The sequence below is a fragment of the Erwinia mallotivora genome (assembly GCF_000590885.1).
Classification (GTDB): domain Bacteria; phylum Pseudomonadota; class Gammaproteobacteria; order Enterobacterales; family Enterobacteriaceae; genus Erwinia; species Erwinia mallotivora.
Genome location: NZ_JFHN01000012.1, coordinates 15,762 through 33,421 on the forward strand (window position 1 = coordinate 15,762; position 17,660 = coordinate 33,421).

At 48.5% G+C, this 17,660-nt stretch carries 18 protein-coding genes; 8 read left to right on the top strand and 10 right to left on the bottom strand.

Features of this window, described 5'->3' with window-relative positions:
• Positions 1-6 precede the first annotated feature (6 nt).
• Positions 7-312: a LapA family protein gene (locus BG55_RS00585; RefSeq protein ID WP_034933031.1), complete on the bottom strand. Its 306-nt coding sequence runs from the start codon at positions 310-312 to the stop codon at positions 7-9.
• 143 nt (positions 313-455) lie between these two features.
• Complete coding sequence (gene pgpB, locus BG55_RS00590) at positions 456-1,217, bottom strand: phosphatidylglycerophosphatase B (RefSeq protein WP_034933034.1); 762 nt, start codon at positions 1,215-1,217, stop codon at positions 456-458.
• 230 nt (positions 1,218-1,447) lie between these two features.
• Here pgpB and ribA point away from each other — a divergent pair, with 230 nt between their 5' ends.
• Positions 1,448-2,035, top strand: a complete 588-nt coding sequence (gene ribA / locus BG55_RS00595; RefSeq protein ID WP_034933037.1) for a GTP cyclohydrolase II — start codon at positions 1,448-1,450, stop codon at positions 2,033-2,035.
• 111 nt (positions 2,036-2,146) lie between these two features.
• Here the strand turns inward: ribA and acnA are convergent, their stop codons facing one another.
• The 5 genes from acnA to topA all read right to left on the bottom strand — a co-directional run bounded on the left by acnA (position 2,147) and on the right by topA (position 10,060).
• Positions 2,147-4,828 (bottom strand): aconitate hydratase AcnA, encoded by a 2,682-nt coding sequence (gene acnA / locus BG55_RS00600; protein ID WP_034933040.1) that lies wholly within the window; start codon positions 4,826-4,828, stop codon positions 2,147-2,149.
• Positions 4,829-5,384: 556 nt separating this feature from the next.
• Positions 5,385-5,627, bottom strand: coding sequence for a YciX family protein (locus tag BG55_RS23100; RefSeq protein WP_034933044.1), 243 nt, complete (start codon positions 5,625-5,627; stop codon positions 5,385-5,387).
• Positions 5,552-5,710 carry a YmiA family putative membrane protein gene (locus tag BG55_RS21585; protein WP_071994952.1) on the bottom strand — a complete coding sequence of 53 codons (159 nt, stop codon included), beginning with the start codon at positions 5,708-5,710 and terminating at the stop codon, positions 5,552-5,554. The genes BG55_RS23100 and BG55_RS21585 overlap by 76 nt, the downstream gene beginning before the upstream one ends.
• Positions 5,711-6,210: 500 nt before the next feature.
• Positions 6,211-7,185 carry an HTH-type transcriptional regulator CysB gene (gene cysB / locus BG55_RS00610; RefSeq protein WP_034933047.1) on the bottom strand — a complete coding sequence of 325 codons (975 nt, stop codon included), beginning with the start codon at positions 7,183-7,185 and terminating at the stop codon, positions 6,211-6,213.
• Between the two features lie 262 nt (positions 7,186-7,447).
• Positions 7,448-10,060, bottom strand: coding sequence for a type I DNA topoisomerase (gene topA / locus BG55_RS00615; RefSeq protein ID WP_034933050.1), 2,613 nt, complete (start codon positions 10,058-10,060; stop codon positions 7,448-7,450).
• Between the two features lie 408 nt (positions 10,061-10,468).
• On the opposite strand from topA, the gene BG55_RS00620 reads away from it, so the two are divergent.
• On the top strand, positions 10,469-10,717 hold the full coding sequence (locus tag BG55_RS00620; protein ID WP_034933053.1) for a DUF2498 family protein: 249 nt from the start codon (positions 10,469-10,471) through the stop codon (positions 10,715-10,717).
• A gap of 26 nt (positions 10,718-10,743) precedes the next feature.
• Here the strand turns inward: BG55_RS00620 and sohB are convergent, their stop codons facing one another.
• Positions 10,744-11,781 (bottom strand): protease SohB, encoded by a 1,038-nt coding sequence (sohB, locus tag BG55_RS00625; protein ID WP_034933057.1) that lies wholly within the window; start codon positions 11,779-11,781, stop codon positions 10,744-10,746.
• A gap of 210 nt (positions 11,782-11,991) precedes the next feature.
• On the opposite strand from sohB, the gene BG55_RS00630 reads away from it, so the two are divergent.
• Together BG55_RS00630 and cobO are read left to right on the top strand one after the other, a co-directional pair.
• Positions 11,992-12,753: a YciK family oxidoreductase gene (locus tag BG55_RS00630; RefSeq protein ID WP_034933060.1), complete on the top strand. Its 762-nt coding sequence runs from the start codon at positions 11,992-11,994 to the stop codon at positions 12,751-12,753.
• Positions 12,753-13,343 (top strand): cob(I)yrinic acid a,c-diamide adenosyltransferase, encoded by a 591-nt coding sequence (gene cobO / locus BG55_RS00635; protein ID WP_034933064.1) that lies wholly within the window; start codon positions 12,753-12,755, stop codon positions 13,341-13,343. Before BG55_RS00630 ends, cobO begins: the two co-directional genes overlap by 1 nt.
• 56 nt (positions 13,344-13,399) lie before the next feature.
• Here cobO and rluB read toward each other — a convergent pair whose 3' ends face one another.
• On the bottom strand, positions 13,400-14,266 hold the full coding sequence (rluB, locus tag BG55_RS00640; RefSeq protein WP_034933069.1) for a 23S rRNA pseudouridine(2605) synthase RluB: 867 nt from the start codon (positions 14,264-14,266) through the stop codon (positions 13,400-13,402).
• 251 nt (positions 14,267-14,517) lie between these two features.
• Between rluB and BG55_RS00645 the strand changes: the two genes are divergently transcribed.
• The 4 genes from BG55_RS00645 to BG55_RS00655 all read left to right on the top strand — a co-directional run bounded on the left by BG55_RS00645 (position 14,518) and on the right by BG55_RS00655 (position 17,237).
• A complete protein-coding gene (locus BG55_RS00645; protein ID WP_235192690.1) occupies positions 14,518-16,029 on the top strand; it encodes a tyrosine-type recombinase/integrase in 1,512 nt (503 codons plus the stop codon).
• 143 nt (positions 16,030-16,172) lie between these two features.
• Positions 16,173-16,700: a DUF2778 domain-containing protein gene (locus tag BG55_RS21590; RefSeq protein ID WP_071994953.1), complete on the top strand. Its 528-nt coding sequence runs from the start codon at positions 16,173-16,175 to the stop codon at positions 16,698-16,700.
• Complete coding sequence (locus tag BG55_RS00650; protein WP_034933075.1) at positions 16,669-16,932, top strand: hypothetical protein; 264 nt, start codon at positions 16,669-16,671, stop codon at positions 16,930-16,932. Before BG55_RS21590 ends, BG55_RS00650 begins: the two co-directional genes overlap by 32 nt.
• Before the next feature lie 23 nt (positions 16,933-16,955).
• Positions 16,956-17,237, top strand: coding sequence for a hypothetical protein (locus tag BG55_RS00655; protein WP_034933079.1), 282 nt, complete (start codon positions 16,956-16,958; stop codon positions 17,235-17,237).
• A gap of 127 nt (positions 17,238-17,364) precedes the next feature.
• On the opposite strand, the gene BG55_RS00660 is transcribed toward BG55_RS00655, so the two are convergent.
• On the bottom strand, positions 17,365-17,660 hold a 296-nt coding region (locus BG55_RS00660; RefSeq protein WP_034933296.1), incomplete at its 5' end, for an IS481 family transposase.

The window sequence follows — 17,660 nt, forward strand, 5'->3', positions numbered from 1 at the left end:
GAGAAATTATTCCTTAGCGACAGGTGCAGGTGACGTTGTCACCGATTCTTCAGTCTGCGTTATCTGTTGCAGACGTTTTAACTTTCGCTGAGCTGCCGCCAGTGAGACACGAAGTCGCAACCAGAACAGCCCACAAATCGCCCAGCCAAGAATAAAGCCGACGGCGAAAAGCGTTGCAACCAGCGTTGAAACCCGATACTGCCCCTGTGCCAACAAATAATTGAAGGTCACGATTTGATCGTTGTGTGCCCCAAGGGTGATTGAGATGACAAAGATCACTAAAACCAGTAAAAAAATCAGCAAGTATTTCACAGTCCGTCCCGTAGTCTGGTGATAACCAGATGAATTATGCCAAAAAAAACGCCCTGTTGCTTGACTGATGCGTTAACGAAATCTGCGCAGTGACAGAACCCTTATCACGCAATGATATTGGGGCACAGGTTGATAATCACAATCTAATCACTTTCACGTTGACGTATTTCATGCTCTTCCACCGGGGGTACGCTTAATGGACCGCACCAGCGCTGGACCAGCCAGGTCGCAACAGTAACCAGCAGCCAGCTGATCAATGTTGAGATAACCAGATCCCGAGGCCAGTGCATACCCAGTACCAGTCGACTTGCCATGACACCCGTAGCCCAGCCAAAAAGTAGCAGCAGAGTCACAACCCGGCGGCGTGGCCAGAGCAGACCAAAGGCCAGCAGTGCCCAACTTGCGGCAAACATTGTATGGCCGGAGGGGAAAGCATAGCCTGTTTCAAATTCCCAGTGAGCTTTCAGCCAGTCCGGCAAACGATTGTCGCTGGCCACAGCCTCACTCACCAGCCTGCTACGCTGCTGACGGGGTTGTTGATAAAACATTTTGTCATCCAGCGCATGATTTTTTTCCAGCCATAACACGTAGGGGCGCGGTTCCTGCACCTGTTCCTTGATAACGTTTTTGGCGTACTGTCCCGCAAGAATCGCCAGAATCATAATTCCCAGTAATAATATCGCTGGCTTCAGTCTGAAACGCAGGCACCAGACGAACCACACGCAAAGGATCGCGCTGGTTACAGCTCCCCACGGACTGGTGACGGTTTCAGTTACCCAAAACAGCACCCTGTGCCAAATTCCCATATTATCAGGTTGCCACTGCCAGCCAGAAATCCAGACGCCAACAGGCATAATCAGCAGTAATAATGCGCCCAGCGTAGTGCGCCTGACTATTTCAAACATAATTTTCCTTTATTGACCGGCGTTTTATTGCCAGTTTTTGCTGACATTATGAGAAAAAATAATAACATAGTGAGCTGAATGATGATAATTGTGCAGTATCACAACAATCGCTCCAACTTGTTAACTGCACTGATACTGATTGTGGCAAAATAGCCACCGTTAATTTTTCAGCCTGCTGAAGATGCCCTGCCATAAGGGCGATGTATTACCTGGTGTATCTGGAGAGTCACATGCAGCTTAAACGGGTGGCAGAAGCCAATCTGCCCACGCCATGGGGAGATTTCCTGATGGTTGGATTTGAAGAACTGGCAACCGGCCATGACCATGTCGCGCTGGTTTATGGTGATATCAGTAACGGCGAGGCTGTGCTCGCCCGCGTACATTCAGAGTGTCTGACCGGTGATGCCCTGTTCAGCCTGCGCTGTGATTGCGGCTTTCAGCTGGAAGCCGCGCTGAATCATATCGCAGAAGAAGGTCGCGGCGTGTTGCTCTACCATCGCCAGGAGGGACGTAATATCGGCCTGCTGAATAAGATTCGCGCTTACGCGTTGCAGGACAAGGGATATGACACGGTTGAAGCGAACCATCAGTTAGGTTTTGCAGCTGATGAGCGCGATTTCACCCTTTGTGCTGATATGTTCCGTTTACTTGGCGTTAACGAAGTAAGGCTGCTGACTAATAATCCCCGAAAAGTTGAGATACTCAGTGAAGCCGGTATCAACATCGTCAGCCGTGTACCGCTGATTGTAGGGCGTAATCCGGAAAATGCGCATTATCTGGATACCAAGGCCGCTAAAATGGGACACCTGCTTTCTTAAGTATCGCGACATTACACGCAATGAAATCGGTTCTGTCAGCCTGTAGAGCTGGCATCCTATAGCGTGAGCAGGCGGCACAAGCTCAAGTATTGTGCCACCTGTCCGGTGAACTCAGTTCAGCATGTTGCGAATGACATAATGCAGAATGCCGTCATGTTGATAGTAAGTAAGCTCATTACCGGTATCGATGCGGCAGCGCGTTTTCAGTACGGTGACCTCACCATTTTGCGCGGTGACCGTGACTTTAACCTCCCCACCGGGTTGCAATTGCGCCAGATCCTGCACATCAATCTGCTCATCCCCCGTCAGACTCAGCGTTTTGCGCGTCACACCTTCGGGAAACTCCAGAGGCAGGATCCCCATACCAATCAGGTTTGAACGATGAATACGCTCAAAAGATTCGGCAATCACCACCCTGACGCCAAGCAGGCGAGGCCCTTTTGCAGCCCAGTCACGACTGGAGCCTGAACCATATTCTTTCCCGGCGATCACCGCCAGCGGCGTTGAGTGCTGACGATAGCGCTCAGCCGCATCAAAAATCGCCAGCTGTTCATTTCCCGGAATAAAACGTGTTATCCCCCCTTCCACGCCAGGGACCATTTCATTGCGGATGCGGATATTGGCAAAGGTACCCCGCATCATCACTTCATGATTCCCCCGTCGCGAACCGTAAGAGTTAAAATCACTCTCACGGACGCCATTGCCGACTAAATAGCGACCAGCCGGGCTGTCGGCTTTGATGCTCCCTGCGGGAGAAATGTGGTCAGTAGTGACAGAATCTCCCAGCATCGCCAGGATCCGCGCGCCTCTGATATCGTTGACTGGTTTCGGTTCTTTGCTCATGTCATCAAAGAATGGCGATAACCTGATATACGTTGAATTATCGTCCCAGGCATACGTGACATCGTCACTTACAACGATCTGTTGCCACTCGGGCGTGCCTTTGAATACTGCGGCATACTGCTGATGAAACATTCCGGTGGACACCATCTCCAGCGCTGCGTCAATTTCCGTCTGCGAAGGCCAGATATCTTTCAACCATACCGGATTGCCGCTTTTATCATTGCCAACAGGGTCTTCACGCAGATTAATTTTCATATTACCTGCCAACGCATAAGCTACCACCAGCGGCGGTGAGGCGAGCCAGTTTGTTCTGACCAGAGGATGGATACGACCTTCAAAATTACGGTTACCTGACAGTACAGCGCCAACGGTGAGATCGCCCTCTTTAATGGCGCGCTCCACCTCATCAGGCAGTGGTCCCGAATTACCAATACAGGTCGTGCAGCCATATCCCACCAGATTAAAACCAAGCTGGTCGAGGCTGGATGTCAGATTCGCTTTTGCCAGATAGTCAGAAACAACTTTAGACCCCGGAGCCAGAGAGGCTTTAACCCATGGCTGGCGCTGTAAACCTCGTTCAACAGCCTTTTTCGCCAGCAGCCCGGCGGCCATCATCACTCCCGGATTGGAGGTGTTAGTACATGAAGTGATAGCGGAAATCACCACCGCGCCCTCTTCAAGAGTGTGGCTGAGGCCAGTCTGACTGTCGGTATAGCTTACAGACTGGGGATGTTCATGTGTGCGATTCACCTCAAGACTGTTGCCGGCGCTGAAAGCTCTCGGAACATCCGCCAGTAAAACACGATCCTGTGGACGTTTTGGCCCGGCGAGGCTTGCCTCAACCTCACCCATATCTAAAGCCAGTGAACTGGTGAAAACCGGTTCGTCACCTGCCTTGCGCCAAAGCCCCTGCGCTTTGGTATAAGCTTCCACCAGCGCGACCTGCTCAGCAGATCGCCCGGTGAGCGTCATATAATCCAGGGTGACAGCATCGACCGGAAAAAATCCACAGGTGGCACCGTACTCCGGAGCCATATTAGCGATGGTGGCACGGTCAGCCAGCGGCAGCTGGTCCAGACCATCGCCATAAAATTCAACAAATTTTCCCACCACACCATGCTTACGCAGCATTTGTGTTACGGTCAGAACCAGGTCGGTAGCGGTAATTCCCGGTTTTAACTTACCGGTCAGTTTAAATCCCACCACATCGGGGATAAGCATTGAAACCGGCTGTCCAAGCATTGCCGCTTCAGCTTCGATACCACCCACTCCCCAGCCTAATACCCCCAGCGCATTGATCATAGTGGTGTGAGAATCGGTGCCAACCAGGGTATCCGGCCAGGCAAAGTCTTTACCATTGATTTTTTCATGCCATACCGCCTGGCCGAGATATTCCAGGTTCACCTGATGGCAAATTCCGGTTCCTGGCGGCACGACACGAAATTTATCAAAGGCTTTCTGTCCCCAACGGAGGAATACATAGCGTTCATGGTTGCGTTCCATTTCCAGCCCGACATTTTCTGCAAATGCCTGCCCGTCACCAAAATGATCAACTGTTACCGAATGATCAATCACCAGGTCAACGGAAGAGAGTGGATTCACCCTCGCCACATCCCCTCCCAGACGTCTGACGGCCTCACGCATGGCGGCCAGGTCGACGACGGCGGGAACACCTGTAAAGTCCTGCATCAGCACCCGGGCGGGACGATACGCAATTTCACGATCGGCGTGTGCATGTTTGAGCCATCCCGCCAGCGCAATAATATCCTGCTCACTGACAGAATCTTCGTCATGCCAGCGAAGTAAATTTTCCAGCAAAACTTTCAGAGATTTTGGCAGGCGGGTGAGGTCCCCCAGAAACTTTTCAGCTTCGGCCAGGCTGAAATAATGATAATGCCGGCCCTGCACATCCAGCAGTGCACTGACCTTTTGATGCAGACTGGACGTCATGGCTTTCTCCTTTGTTAATATCCAGATAACCTGAGTAACTACATGGTTTGATCTAAAGATAGTACAGATTCAATTTAACGATCTGATAACAAAGTCAACAAGCACTGATTACCGCGCACGTTATAGCATCAATCAGGCATTTATCTGCGCCAGCGTCCTCTCTTCAGATCCGGCTTAACAAAAATGATTACAAGTCAGCTTTCAGAAAATGATTTATCAGCAATAAAAAAACGCCCCTCGCGATAACGATGGGGCGTTTTTAAGGAATTCTTGTTGTTTAAATATGCATGTTTGATGCATCGGTATTGCCATAATCAAGCTGACGTGCAACTCAAAACAAAAAAGAGTTAGCCACTTGCTTAAATTTGCCTTAATTTCCGACTCAGACCACAAAAAAAGGTTCACTGTTAACCGGAAAACAGCATCAACATAAAACTGTCAACGCCAGTAAAGTTTTTTAAATGAAATTAAAAATGGTGTTAAGTGCATAAAGCAGTCAGGGAATGCCTGAACTTGTAATTTTAATGGCTGGCCGCGCGCCAGAAATTTGACTTTATTATTTGCTTTTATTATCGGACATTGAATCAATAAAACTGCGCTGAAGCTCGCTCAGGCCCCATGACTCGGGAATTTTCACGGCTTCAGCATCTTTACTTTTACAAAAACGCTGTTTCACTTTGGTTTGCTGTTGCTGCTTACGATTGAATGTCTCCAGATGCATCTTTATCCCCAGAAGTGCCAGACCATCATTGCGACGGCCAGCCAGAATAGTGCTGAACCAGCGAAAACAGCCATCCACGCTTTGCGTTTGAGGTTAGTATTACGCTGAACCGGTACGGTCTCATGCCCGAAGCTGGGCTCTACTGATAGTCTGGTAGTCATAGTTATCGATAATCACTCTCATTAAAACGATTGATCAAGCCAATCAGAAATTAGGATGAATCCTAAACATTTTATGGGACGAAATCCAGTCATTTTTATTGAACTAAACGATTAACAACCTTTATCAAAAAAGTAAAATTCTATTAGCTGTCTTTAATCAAACTGAAGATAGTTTATTAATCCTTAAAGCAAATACGCACACCGAAAGACTTTCATAGTTCCATTTATAACTGTAGTTATCTTTTTTCATCCCTGACAGTAAGCTCCTCTTACGACCTGTAAATCAGAGTGTAAGAATAGTCCTGGCCGCCTGCAAAGCAATAAACCGAAAAATGTGTACCATTTCTCATTTAATAAAAAACAAAGAAAAAACATGTGATACATGTTTCATTCACAAAAAAATAATAAATGAGATTGATTGATACGGATAAGAGCAGATCCAGCAATAATGCAGAGAAGCCTGGCAGCCCTCTGCATACCCACATTTAATGAAAGGATATCTATTTAGCCGGTAGCTTGATGTCTTTAAACATCGCTTCGATGTCTTCATTTGAACGCAGCCCTACGGCAGTATCGACCACGTCTCTGGTAAGATGGGGGGCAAAGCGCTGTATAAAATCATACATATAGCTGCGCAAAAAAGTACTACGGCGAAAACCAATTTTGGTGGTGCTGTAGCTGAATACATCAGTCGCTTCAATTCTCACCAGATCGGGGTCGGAAAGCGGATCGACAGCCATGCTGGCTATTACACCAACGCCCAAACCAAGGCGTACATAGGTTTTAATGACGTCGGCATCGGTGGCGGTAAACACAATTCGTGGGGTCAGACCGGCACGATTAAACGCCGTATCCAGCTCTGAACGACCAGTGAAACCAAAGGTATAAGTCACTAACGGATACTCTGCCAGCTCCTCAATAGAGACCTTCGCTTTCTCAGCCAGTGGATGATCGGGGGTAACCACAATCGCCCGGTTCCAGTGATAGCAGGGTAACATAATCAAATCGTCGTAAAGATGAAGAGCCTCGGTTGCAATAGCAAAGTCGGCGTTGCCTTTGGAAACAGCCTCTGCAATTTGTGTTGGTGAGCCCTGATGCATATGCAAAGAAACACGAGGATAACGCTCAATAAATCCTTTGATGACACCAGGCAAAGCGTAACGAGCCTGCGTATGAGTGGTGGCAACATAGAGAGAACCTTTGTCTGGCCAGGTATGCTCACCCGCCACTGATTTAATCGCATCAACCTTGGAGAGGACTTCACGGGCTATGCGAATAATTTCCTGTCCGGCCGGAGTGACCTGAGTCAGATGCTTACCACTTCGCGCGAAAATCTGTATACCCAGCTCATCTTCCAGCATGCGTACCTGCTTACTGATTCCGGGTTGAGAGGTGTAGAGCCCTTCGGCCGTCGACGAGACGTTGAGGTTATGATTAACCACCTCAACGATGTAACGCAGCTGCTGCAATTTCATGTTGATTCCATCCAGGGGTTGTAAGCCGCGCACCCGTAACCCAGTGCTGTCATATCGTTCACAGCCATGGTTTGCAGGATCTCCGGTTTAATGCGATTTGATAATAAGAAATGATATTTCTATAACAACTATACCAAAAGCTGGCGTGATGTGAAGCAGAGATAAGAGGCGTAGGAACACAAAGTCGCTTGTTAATAACACAAGAGCTCTGATTAACAGTCAGTGAAACAGGGCCAGTCTGAACTGGCCCTTAATGAGATAATTACTTCTTAGCAGACGACTTAGTGGTCACCTGCCATTTACCATCAACGTAAAATGCTGACCAGCCGGTTGCTTTCCCGTCTTTTTCGGTACTGACATATTGCTGTTTGGTTTTACGGCTGAAGCGCACCACCGATTTATTACCTTCATCGTCGGCTGCCGGAGCATCTGCCAGGTAGCGAAGTTTTTCAGGCAGTCGGTCGCTGAAGCGTTGCAGTTCCTCAACCAACGGTGCACGTGTTTCACGAGATTTCGGAAAAGTATTCGCCGCAAGAAACACCCCGGCCGCCCCATCGCGTAAGACAAAATAGGCATCTGACTTTTCGCAGGCCAGCTCCGGAAGTGGCACAGGATCCTCTTTAGGTGGAGCGACATCGCCATTGCGCAGAATTTTACGGGTGTTTTTACACTCATCATTTGTGCAGGCCATGTACTTGCCAAAACGCCCCATTTTCAGGTGCATTTCAGAGCCACACTTCTCGCATTCAACCACCGGGCCGTCATAACCTTTGATACGAAACTCACCCTGCTCAATCTCATAGCCATCACAAGCCGGATTATTACCACAGACGTGGAGTTTACGCTGGTTGTCAATCAGATAGCTGTCCATTGCTGTGCCGCATTTATTACAACGGCGACGGGCACGGAGTGCATTGGTTTCTGCATCATCACCTTCCAGAACATTCAGTACTTCATTTTCCGGTATCAGGTTGATGGTCTGTTTACAGCGCTCTTTAGGTGGCAAAGCATAACCAGAACATCCCAGGAAAACGCCGGTACTGGCCGTGCGAATCCCCATCTTGCGGCCACAGGTTGGGCAGTCAATCGAAGTCAGGATCATCTGATTTGGCTGCATCCCGCCCTCTTCCGGATCCTTGTCGGCTTTCTCCAGCTGCTGACTGAAATCAGCAAAAAAAGTGTCGAGCACACTTTTCCATTTTGCCTCGTTATTGGCTACCTGATCGAGGCTGTTTTCCATATGAGCGGTAAAATCGTAATTCATCAATTCGCGGAAGTTCTCTTCCAGACGATCGGTGACGATTTCTCCCATTTTCTCAGCGTAGAAACGGCGGCTTTCAACCCGCACATAACCACGGTCCTGGATGGTGGAGATGATAGAAGCATAGGTCGAAGGCCGGCCGATACCGCGTTTTTCCAGCTCGCGCACCAGAGAAGCTTCACTGAAACGCGCGGGTGGCTTGGTAAAGTGTTGGCTCGGCTTCAGTTGCAACAGTTTCAACTCTTCACCCACTTCGACCGGCGGCAAAGTGCGATCTTCATCACCTTTACGCAGCGCAGGCATCACTCTGGTCCAGCCGTCAAAACGTAAAGTGCGGCCCTTCGCTTTCAGCCTGAAATCACCGGCGGTCACCGTAAGCGTGGTGGAGTCATATTTCGCCGGCGTCATCTGACAGGCAACAAACTGACGCCAGATCAACTGATAAAGTTTTTGCGCGTCGGCTTCCATATCTTTCAGCTGTTCGGACAGCACGCCGACATCAGAAGGCCTGATCGCTTCATGCGCTTCCTGGGAATTATCTTTGCTGACATAAGCGTTAGGCTCTTTTGGCAGATACTTTTCGCCAAATTCATTTTCAATGTAGCCACGAACCATGCCAAGGGCATCCTGACTGATATTAGTCGAGTCAGTACGCATATAAGTAATATGTCCAGCTTCATAAAGACGCTGAGCCATCATCATCGTCTTCTTAACACCGTAACCCAGTCGGGTACTTGCCGCCTGCTGCAACGTGGAGGTAATAAAAGGCGCCCCCGGTTTACTGCTGGTCGGTTTATCTTCACGATCCTCTACCAGATAACGGGCTTTCTCCAGCAGGCTGACCGCCGCCTGAGTCTGCTCTCCGTTAACCGGACGAAACGGCTTATCATGCTGGTGCGTCACTTCCATCGGCAAATCGCTGCCTTTAGGCGTGTTTAAATCAGCATGTAACTCCCAGTACTCTTCCGGAACGAAGGCCTTGATTTCGCGCTCGCGCTCAACCACCAGGCGTACAGCCACCGACTGCACACGGCCCGCCGACAAGCCACGGGCGATTTTTTTCCACAGCAGCGGTGAAACCATGTATCCCACCACACGATCCATAAAGCGACGTGCCTGCTGTGCATTGACCCGACTAATATTCAGTTCGCCAGGCTTCTCAAACGCCTGGCGAATGGCATTTTTGGTAATCTCATTAAACACCACGCGACTGAAGCGTGAATCATCACCCCCGATCACTTCGCGCAGGTGCCATGCAATGGCCTCTCCTTCACGGTCAAGGTCGGTCGCGAGATAGATATGTGAGGCATTCTGTGCCAGTGATTTCAGCTCGGAAACGACTTTCTCTTTGCCCGGCAGAATCTGATAATTGGCATCCCATCCATGATAAGGATCAACGCCCATCCGGCTTACCAGCGCCGCTTTTTCGTCCTTCTTCACCTTTTTGGTGGTTTTACTGGTTGTAGAGTCAGCGCTCTTTTTAGCTGTTGATCCACTGGTCGGCAAATCCCGGATATGACCCACGCTGGATTTCACCACGTAGTCATTTCCAAGATATTTATTGATTGTTTTGGCTTTTGCCGGGGACTCAACTATTACGAGAGCTTTGCCCATATTTACCTTTACCTGATTAAAACATCCGTGAGTGAATGGTGTCGTTTACCGGGGCAAATCCGCCGCGTTAGCGATATCGCTTTCAGGTTTTTCGTTTTCAACCCTGTCGCAATTTGCCGGGATAACCGCTGTCACTCGTGAACTTAACTTATTGATTAAAGTAAACTTTTACAACACTCTTCGTGATGCACTCACTAAGCGTAAAGCCAGTTTTACGCCCGGAACCCGAAACGCCCACACTCTACCTGATAAAATCTGATACGCAACTTAATTAGCATCTGCCTGCGGTTTCTGCCAGAGAGCGGGATAAAAAGAGTGATGAAAGGTAAGGTCGCGCAAACATTGTGCTTTTGTTTAGCGAGGTCGTAATATAGTGCCGGTTGTCATCGACTATAAAGGAGAGCTGGGATGAACCAGACCAACGTTATTGACAAAGTAACCCTGCTGCAAAAAGCCAACGAACTGGTTGCAGAACATGAACTCTATTTTGAAGGTCTGACTGCGACGGATGTGGAGCAAAAAGGTGACCTTCTGGTGTTTCGCGGCGACTACTATCTGGATGAGCACGGGCTTCCAGGCGAAAAAAGCACCGCCGTTTTTAACGTCTTCAAATATCTGGCAACGGAATTATCATCCCGTTACCAGCTGAAAAACTAAGCGCCTGCGCTTACCCCATAAAACCATTAAAGCAGTGGCTTTTCACCCCGCTGCCAGAAACGCAGTATCACACCCTCTGCACTGCTGGCTGCACTCTGAGTAAAACGGTCCATCAGTTTCCTGCGTCTGGCATAACGCACGGCGATGACTTCATGGCCGTTCAGATGTTCAATGATCAAATCATCGCTGGTGCCGATAGCATCCACCAGCCCTTTTTCCAGGGCCTGGGTGCCGAACCAGTGTTCGCCGGTTGCCACGCTGTCGATATCTAACCCTGGGCGCATCTGGTGAACAAACTGTTTAAACAGCAGATGGGTTTCATTCAGATCTTCGCGAAACTTTTCACGCCCCTGCTCGGTATTCTCACCAAACAATGTCAGAGTGCGCTTGTACTCCCCAGCGGTATGGAGTTCTACATCAATTTCGTTACGTTTCAGAAGTCGGTTAAAGTTTGGGATCTGCGCGACCACGCCAATCGACCCGATAATGGAAAACGGTGCAGCCACGATACGATCGGCCACGCAGGCCATCATATAACCACCGCTGGCGGCGACTTTATCCACCGCCACCGTCAGCCTGATCTTTTTGTCACGCAGACGCTGCAACTGCGAGGAAGCCAGACCATAACCATGCACAACACCGCCCGGGCTCTCCAGACGAAGCAGCACTTCATCTTCTGCTTTTGCCACCGCCAGCACCGCTGACACTTCTTCGCGAAGAGACGAAACCTCATGGGCATCCATGCTGCCGCGAAAATCGATGACAAACAAAGTGGGTTTCTGCTGGATGTGATTCATCCCCTGCTTTGCAGATTTCGCCTCCTGTTTTTGTTTTTTCTTTCGCTCTTTCTGCCACAGCTTTTTCTGTGGTTGTTTCATCTTAGCCAGCAGCATGTCATCTTTCATTTCCAGATAACGTTCACCCAGATGGGTCAGCTCAAGCTGACCGCTCTGTCCGCGTCTGCGCATAGCCAGATTGGCGATCACAATGGCAATCGCAATAACTGCCAGCACTATCGTCACTGTCTTTGCCAGAAACAGCCCATAATAAGAGAGTAGTTCCACTCATTCCGCCTTATTCACATCGTGTAAGCAAAACGGCTAGTTTTGCTGAGTCACTGGCAGACGTCGCCCAATTCCTGTTAAATACCGTCTGCGTTAACAGTGCGATCACATTGAACTGACAGCCATTTTCAGGCATAACACACTCTGTTCATCGCGGGCGACAAACGTTGTCAGCCCCGCGCCAGTCTGTTCACTGCTGAGGACAATCCTGTGCATTATCTTCCAAAAAGCGATTTGCTGACCGATCGCATCATTCTGGTAACCGGAGCCAGTGAGGGTATTGGCCGTGAAGCAGCACTGACCTGTGCACGTTATGGTGCAAAAGTTCTGCTGCTTGGGCGTAACCCAGAAAAACTACAGGGCGTTGTCGATGAGATTGCGGCACACAACCTGCCGGTAGCCCATAAATTTATTCTCGACCTGGAAACCGCTACGCCCGCAGATTGCCGGCAGCTGGCATCAGAGATGGCGCAACAGGTTTCACGGCTGGATGGCGTACTACATAATGCCGGGCTGCTGGGTGATATAGCCCCTGTTGAACAGCAGGACCCACAGGTCTGGCAGCGGGTGATGAGGGTAAATGTTGATGCTGCCTTTTTTCTGACGCAGGCATTGCTGCCGCTGATGCTCAAATCGGCCTCGGCATCGCTGGTTTTTACCACCTCAAGCGTTGGTCGTCAGGGACGTGCGGGATGGGGAGCTTATTCGGTTTCCAAGTTTGCGACTGAAGGCCTGATGCAGGTACTGGCGGATGAATACGACAGCCAGTCACTCCGGGTCAATTGCATCAATCCCGGCGGAACAAGGACTAAAATGCGCGCCAGTGCCTTCCCCGGCGAAGATGCGGAAAAACTGAAAACACCGGCGGATATCATGCCGCTTTACCTTTATCTGATGGGTGATGACAGTAAAGGAAAAACCGGAATAAGTTTTGATGCCCAGCCGGGTCGTAAACCCGGAGCCGCATCATAATGGCTGAAAATCGCCACCAGCAACGTCAGCAGCGGTTAAAAGAAAAAGTCGATGCCCGGGTAGCCGCAGCCACTGAAACACGCGGCATCCTGATGATCTTTACCGGCAATGGCAAAGGTAAAACCACCGCTGCGTTTGGCACGGCTTTACGCGCATGCGGTCACAAAAAGCGGGTCGGGGTTGTTCAGTTTATTAAAGGCGAATGGCCGAATGGCGAGCGCAATGTGCTGGAACCTCTCGGCGTGGAATTTCAGGTTATGTCGACAGGGTTTACCTGGGATACGCAAAATAAAGAGACGGACACCGCCGCCTGCCTGACCGTCTGGCAGCAGGCAAAACGAATGCTGGAAGATCCCGCGCTGGATTTGGTCGTGCTGGATGAACTGACGTATATGATTAACTTCAGTTACCTGCCGCTGACAGAAGTTATAGCCTCGCTGTCACTGCGCCCGGTCGGCCAGAACGTGATTATTACAGGTCGCGGGTGTCATCGGGAATTGCTTGAAATGGCCGATACCATAACCGAGATGCGGCCGGTTAAACACGCTTTCGATGCGGGTGTGCAGGCTCAGCAGGGGATTGACTGGTAAGATTGCTCTTTGGCTTCAGAAGAGAGGTGTTGCTGTCTCTTCTGAAGCTCGCAGCATTAGCGTTTGCCGGAAGGTCGACGACCGTTGCTCACCTGTGAGTGACGTTTAACCGCACGACGAATCTGGTTAGCCTTGGTGCGGCGACGATCTTTATCAACCGGCACTTTGCTGTTGGTTTCTGCTGGCAGACCGACCAGCTCGCGCAGGTAGTTGGTGGGGGTCAGATCCAGTTCCGTCCATCCCCCACGCGGCAATCCTTTTGGCAAATCGATGTCACCATAGCGGGTGCGGATCAGTCGACTGACCTGAACACCGACCGACTCCCACAGACGGCGTACCTCGCGGTTGCGCCCCTCAGTCAGCGTCACGGTGTACCACTGGTTGATCCCTTCCCCACCGCTAAATTTCAAGGTTTTAAAAGCCGCAGGACCATCTTCCAGTTGTACCCCCCGGCTCAGCTGTTTGATTTTTTCATCATCAACCTGGCCAAACACCCGCACCGCGTATTCCCTTTCAACTTCCCGGCTGGGATGCATCAGGCGGTTCGCCAGTTCACCATCAGTGGTAAAGAGTAAAAGCCCGCAGGTGTTAACATCCAGTCGGCCAACCGCAATCCACCGCGCCCCGCGCAGTTTTGGCAGACGATCAAATACCGTAGGACGCCCTTCAGGATCATTACGGGTGCATAATTCGCCTTCAGGTTTGTAATAGGCCAGTACGCGGCAGATCTCTTCGGTTGACTCTGCGACGGAAACGAGATGACCGTCGATGCGGATTTTAAGTGCTTTACTGGATTCAACCCGATCGCCCAGCGTTGCCAGCTTGCCATCCACGCTGACGCGACCTGCTGAAATCATGGTTTCGATCTCGCGGCGTGAACCGTGCCCGGCACGAGCCAGGACTTTCTGTAATTTTTCGCTCATGGAACTACCTCGTTGTCGCCTTCCCAGGCGTCAGATATACTTTAAAAAACATAGAGATATAGAGAAACCACTCTAACTCTCTGATATGTAACTAATTCATGGCACATAACATGGCAAACAAGTTGTCACACAAACTGTCACACACTATGATACGTGGTCGCACATATTACACTAATTTTAGGCTAAATGATTCAAGTAGTTTAGTTCGTATCTCTCTGGGAACTGACAGCTATAAACAAGCCGAAATCCTAATGAATCAGGTTCGCCCGTTTATCCCTCTGGTCCAGAATGGGACAATGCAGATTGCCGAGTTTAAATCTCGTCTCAAAGGGTTTCGTGCCGCAACGAAAAAGGATTTTGACGAGTATCTATTGAACTGGCTTCAAAGTGGTTTAGATGAGGCCAAACGCTTACCTGAATTAGGCCGATATCAAAAATTGATGACGGATTCCCCTATTTCTCCTCAAGTCAGTGCAGAGCAAGCCAGGGGCTATTCAGATTATTATTTGGGAAATATGTATAACGGCAACGATATGTCAGCCCGGATGATGATTGCCGCGCTTAAAATGAAAAAATTAGAAGTAAAAGAAGCCGATATTGAGCAGGTTTACCAAGCGGCAAATCAGATAGATGTGAATCAGGCGATGATGTCACAGGCTTATGAGGCTTTTTATTCAGGTGATTTACTCAAGTATCAGCAACTCATTGATTCGATGACGTCTTCTTTGCAAAAAGCCACATCTGTTACTACTCAGCTTCCAGAAGATATCCGTGAACAGATTCCGAAAAGTTTAGCTCCAAGTTTATTGGAGTGTTGGAACAACTATACAAACGATAAGGGAAAAAACTGGCGTAAATCTATAGCCAGTGAAAACCAGCGTTTTTTTGATGTGCTTTGCCATGTTGTTGGTGATATCCCAGTTGACCAGATAACCAAACAACTCATTAGGGAATCTTTAAAGGTTGCGGAGAATCTCCCAACACGCATAAAGCTACCCTATTCAAGAATGAGCCTTGCAGAATGTATTGAATATGATGTGCCAGAAGATGACTTAATTACCTCTGAGCACGTCCACAAGCACCTTAAGCTGTGGCGGTCTCTTCTGAAAACATACCTGGTTGATCGGTGCGACATTCTGACCAAATCTCCGACAGATGGGATCACTTATGAGGTCAAGCCTAATAGAGGGGGAAACTACACCACCAGCGAATTGAGCCGGATTAAAGATTATCTTTTCTCATTGCCTGATAACAATTATCGGAAATGGTATTTTCTTACACTGGTTTACACTGGCGCTCGCCGTGGTGAGATTGCAGAGATTAGGAAGCATCATATCAGGAAAGACGATGAAACCGGGCGATGGTACATTTTCATTGAAAGTGGCAAAACTGAACACGCCATGAGAAAAGTTCCACTTCACAGGGCGATAGAGCCGGGCCTACTGGCTCATGTGGAGGGCCTGAAAGATTCGGATCTTGTTTTCAGCACCCTTCCTAATTACACGATCATAACTTCGGATTGGATAGTGCTGATGAGGGCTGTTGATGTGGCAGATTATAATGAGTATGGATTAAAGCGCCGAGTGCATTCTCTACGCCATACGTTTATAAGTGGTGCTATAGCTGCCGGGTGTAGTTCTGCACTGGTGCAGTTTGTTGTTGGTCACAGCAGGACACAATCACTCGGCATCACGGCAAGATACACCCACACTCCCCCGCTGAAAGATTTGCTTCCAGCCGTGGATTTGGCAAATCAAAAATAATTTATTTAGTCTGATTGTTGATGAAGTCGCTCCGCTTGTTGTTAGTACCACCAACGGAGTTATGGCTTCTATTGTCTTTTTGTAATGAGGCTTTATGATAAACTATCTCTATCTTTAGGCTGTGCAAATGTGAAGGAGCCAAAGTGGCATTAAAAGGAAAGTTTACTGTTAATGATGCAGACTACTCGCCTCTGCTCATATACGGCATAGGAACGTTTATGGCGTTCTCTGGCAATGGTGAATACCGCAACCGTTCAGGATGTATTGCAATTCCCGATAATGGACCAATCCCTGACGGGGTATATCACATCGTAAAACGCCCAACTGGTGGTTTTAAAGGCATTGTTAGAACAGATTTGCATGACTTCTACTCATGGCCAACCTCTACACCTGTTATCAAGTATGAATGGTTTGCACTTTATCGTGACGATGGAAAGATAGACGATCATACTTGGATAAATAACGTAGAAAGGGGGAATTTTCGTCTTCACCCTCGCGGCCCTCTTGGAATCTCTTTAGGCTGCATTACCCTCCAACACAGAACAGATTTCATAGCTATACGGCAAGCATTGCTCTCTACACCACAAGTGAAATTACGTAATGGGCTTATGTCGTTTGGAACAATTGAGGTGGTTTTAAATGGAAGCAAAACGTGTCCCAACGGGGTTTAGAATACTGATAGGTGTGGCTATTTTTGTTATTACCTTCTTGATAGCCAGACCTTCAGACCCATCAACACAAGGCCAACAAAATTTCTGGATATTCTTGGCAAGAATTTTTGGTCAGCGTGACATTGAAGGCTTTGTAGGAATTGGGTTGTTAGTGATTTGCACCATAGTAACTATAATTGGTTATCAGGTGATAGTAAGAGCTATTGAGAAGAAACTTAACGCTACTGAATGAATCTCACAGGGGAGAAATGAACTATGGATATGTTTAAAAAGATAAAAATCAAGTACCATATTAATGGTGAGGAAATCACAGATACTATAACTCCATATGATCACAACAAATACGATCAAGTCATAGAGTTTCTTGTCCAAAAATATGTACCAACAAAATTAATTGAGTCACAGCTCCGTCAAGGAGAAAGAAATCAGATTAGTAAACGAAATCTGATAGAGAATGGTATCAGTGAGGTTTCTTATTATGAGGATGAGGATGATGTTTGGGTGGGTATTCCAGACCTTAACTTAAAAAAGGTTTAGTTCGCGGTATCAAAAGACATAGCTGATTTGCAACTCTGGCTCACGGGAACTTCAATAGTACGAGTGATGTGTATTAGCTCAGACCTGATCTGACAGTTACCGGTTATTTATACAGGTGTCTGTCAGATTACATCTGGCTTAAGTTTTTCTCAGCCCAGATGTGTTTTCCATCAAGTAACGTTTCCATTGGCGTCCGGCCACAGCACATTTTCCCCTGATGGGTTCGTTCATTATTATAGTGAACCAGCCATTCATCAAGATCCGACTGTAATGTATCGAGTTCGCCATACAGTTTTTTGCGGAATGCTACCTGATAAAACTCCTGCAATATCGTCCTGTGGAACCGTTCGCAGATGCCGTTCGTCTGCGGCGACATCGCTTTGGTCTTCGTGTGGTCGATATCATTTATTGCCAGATAAAGCT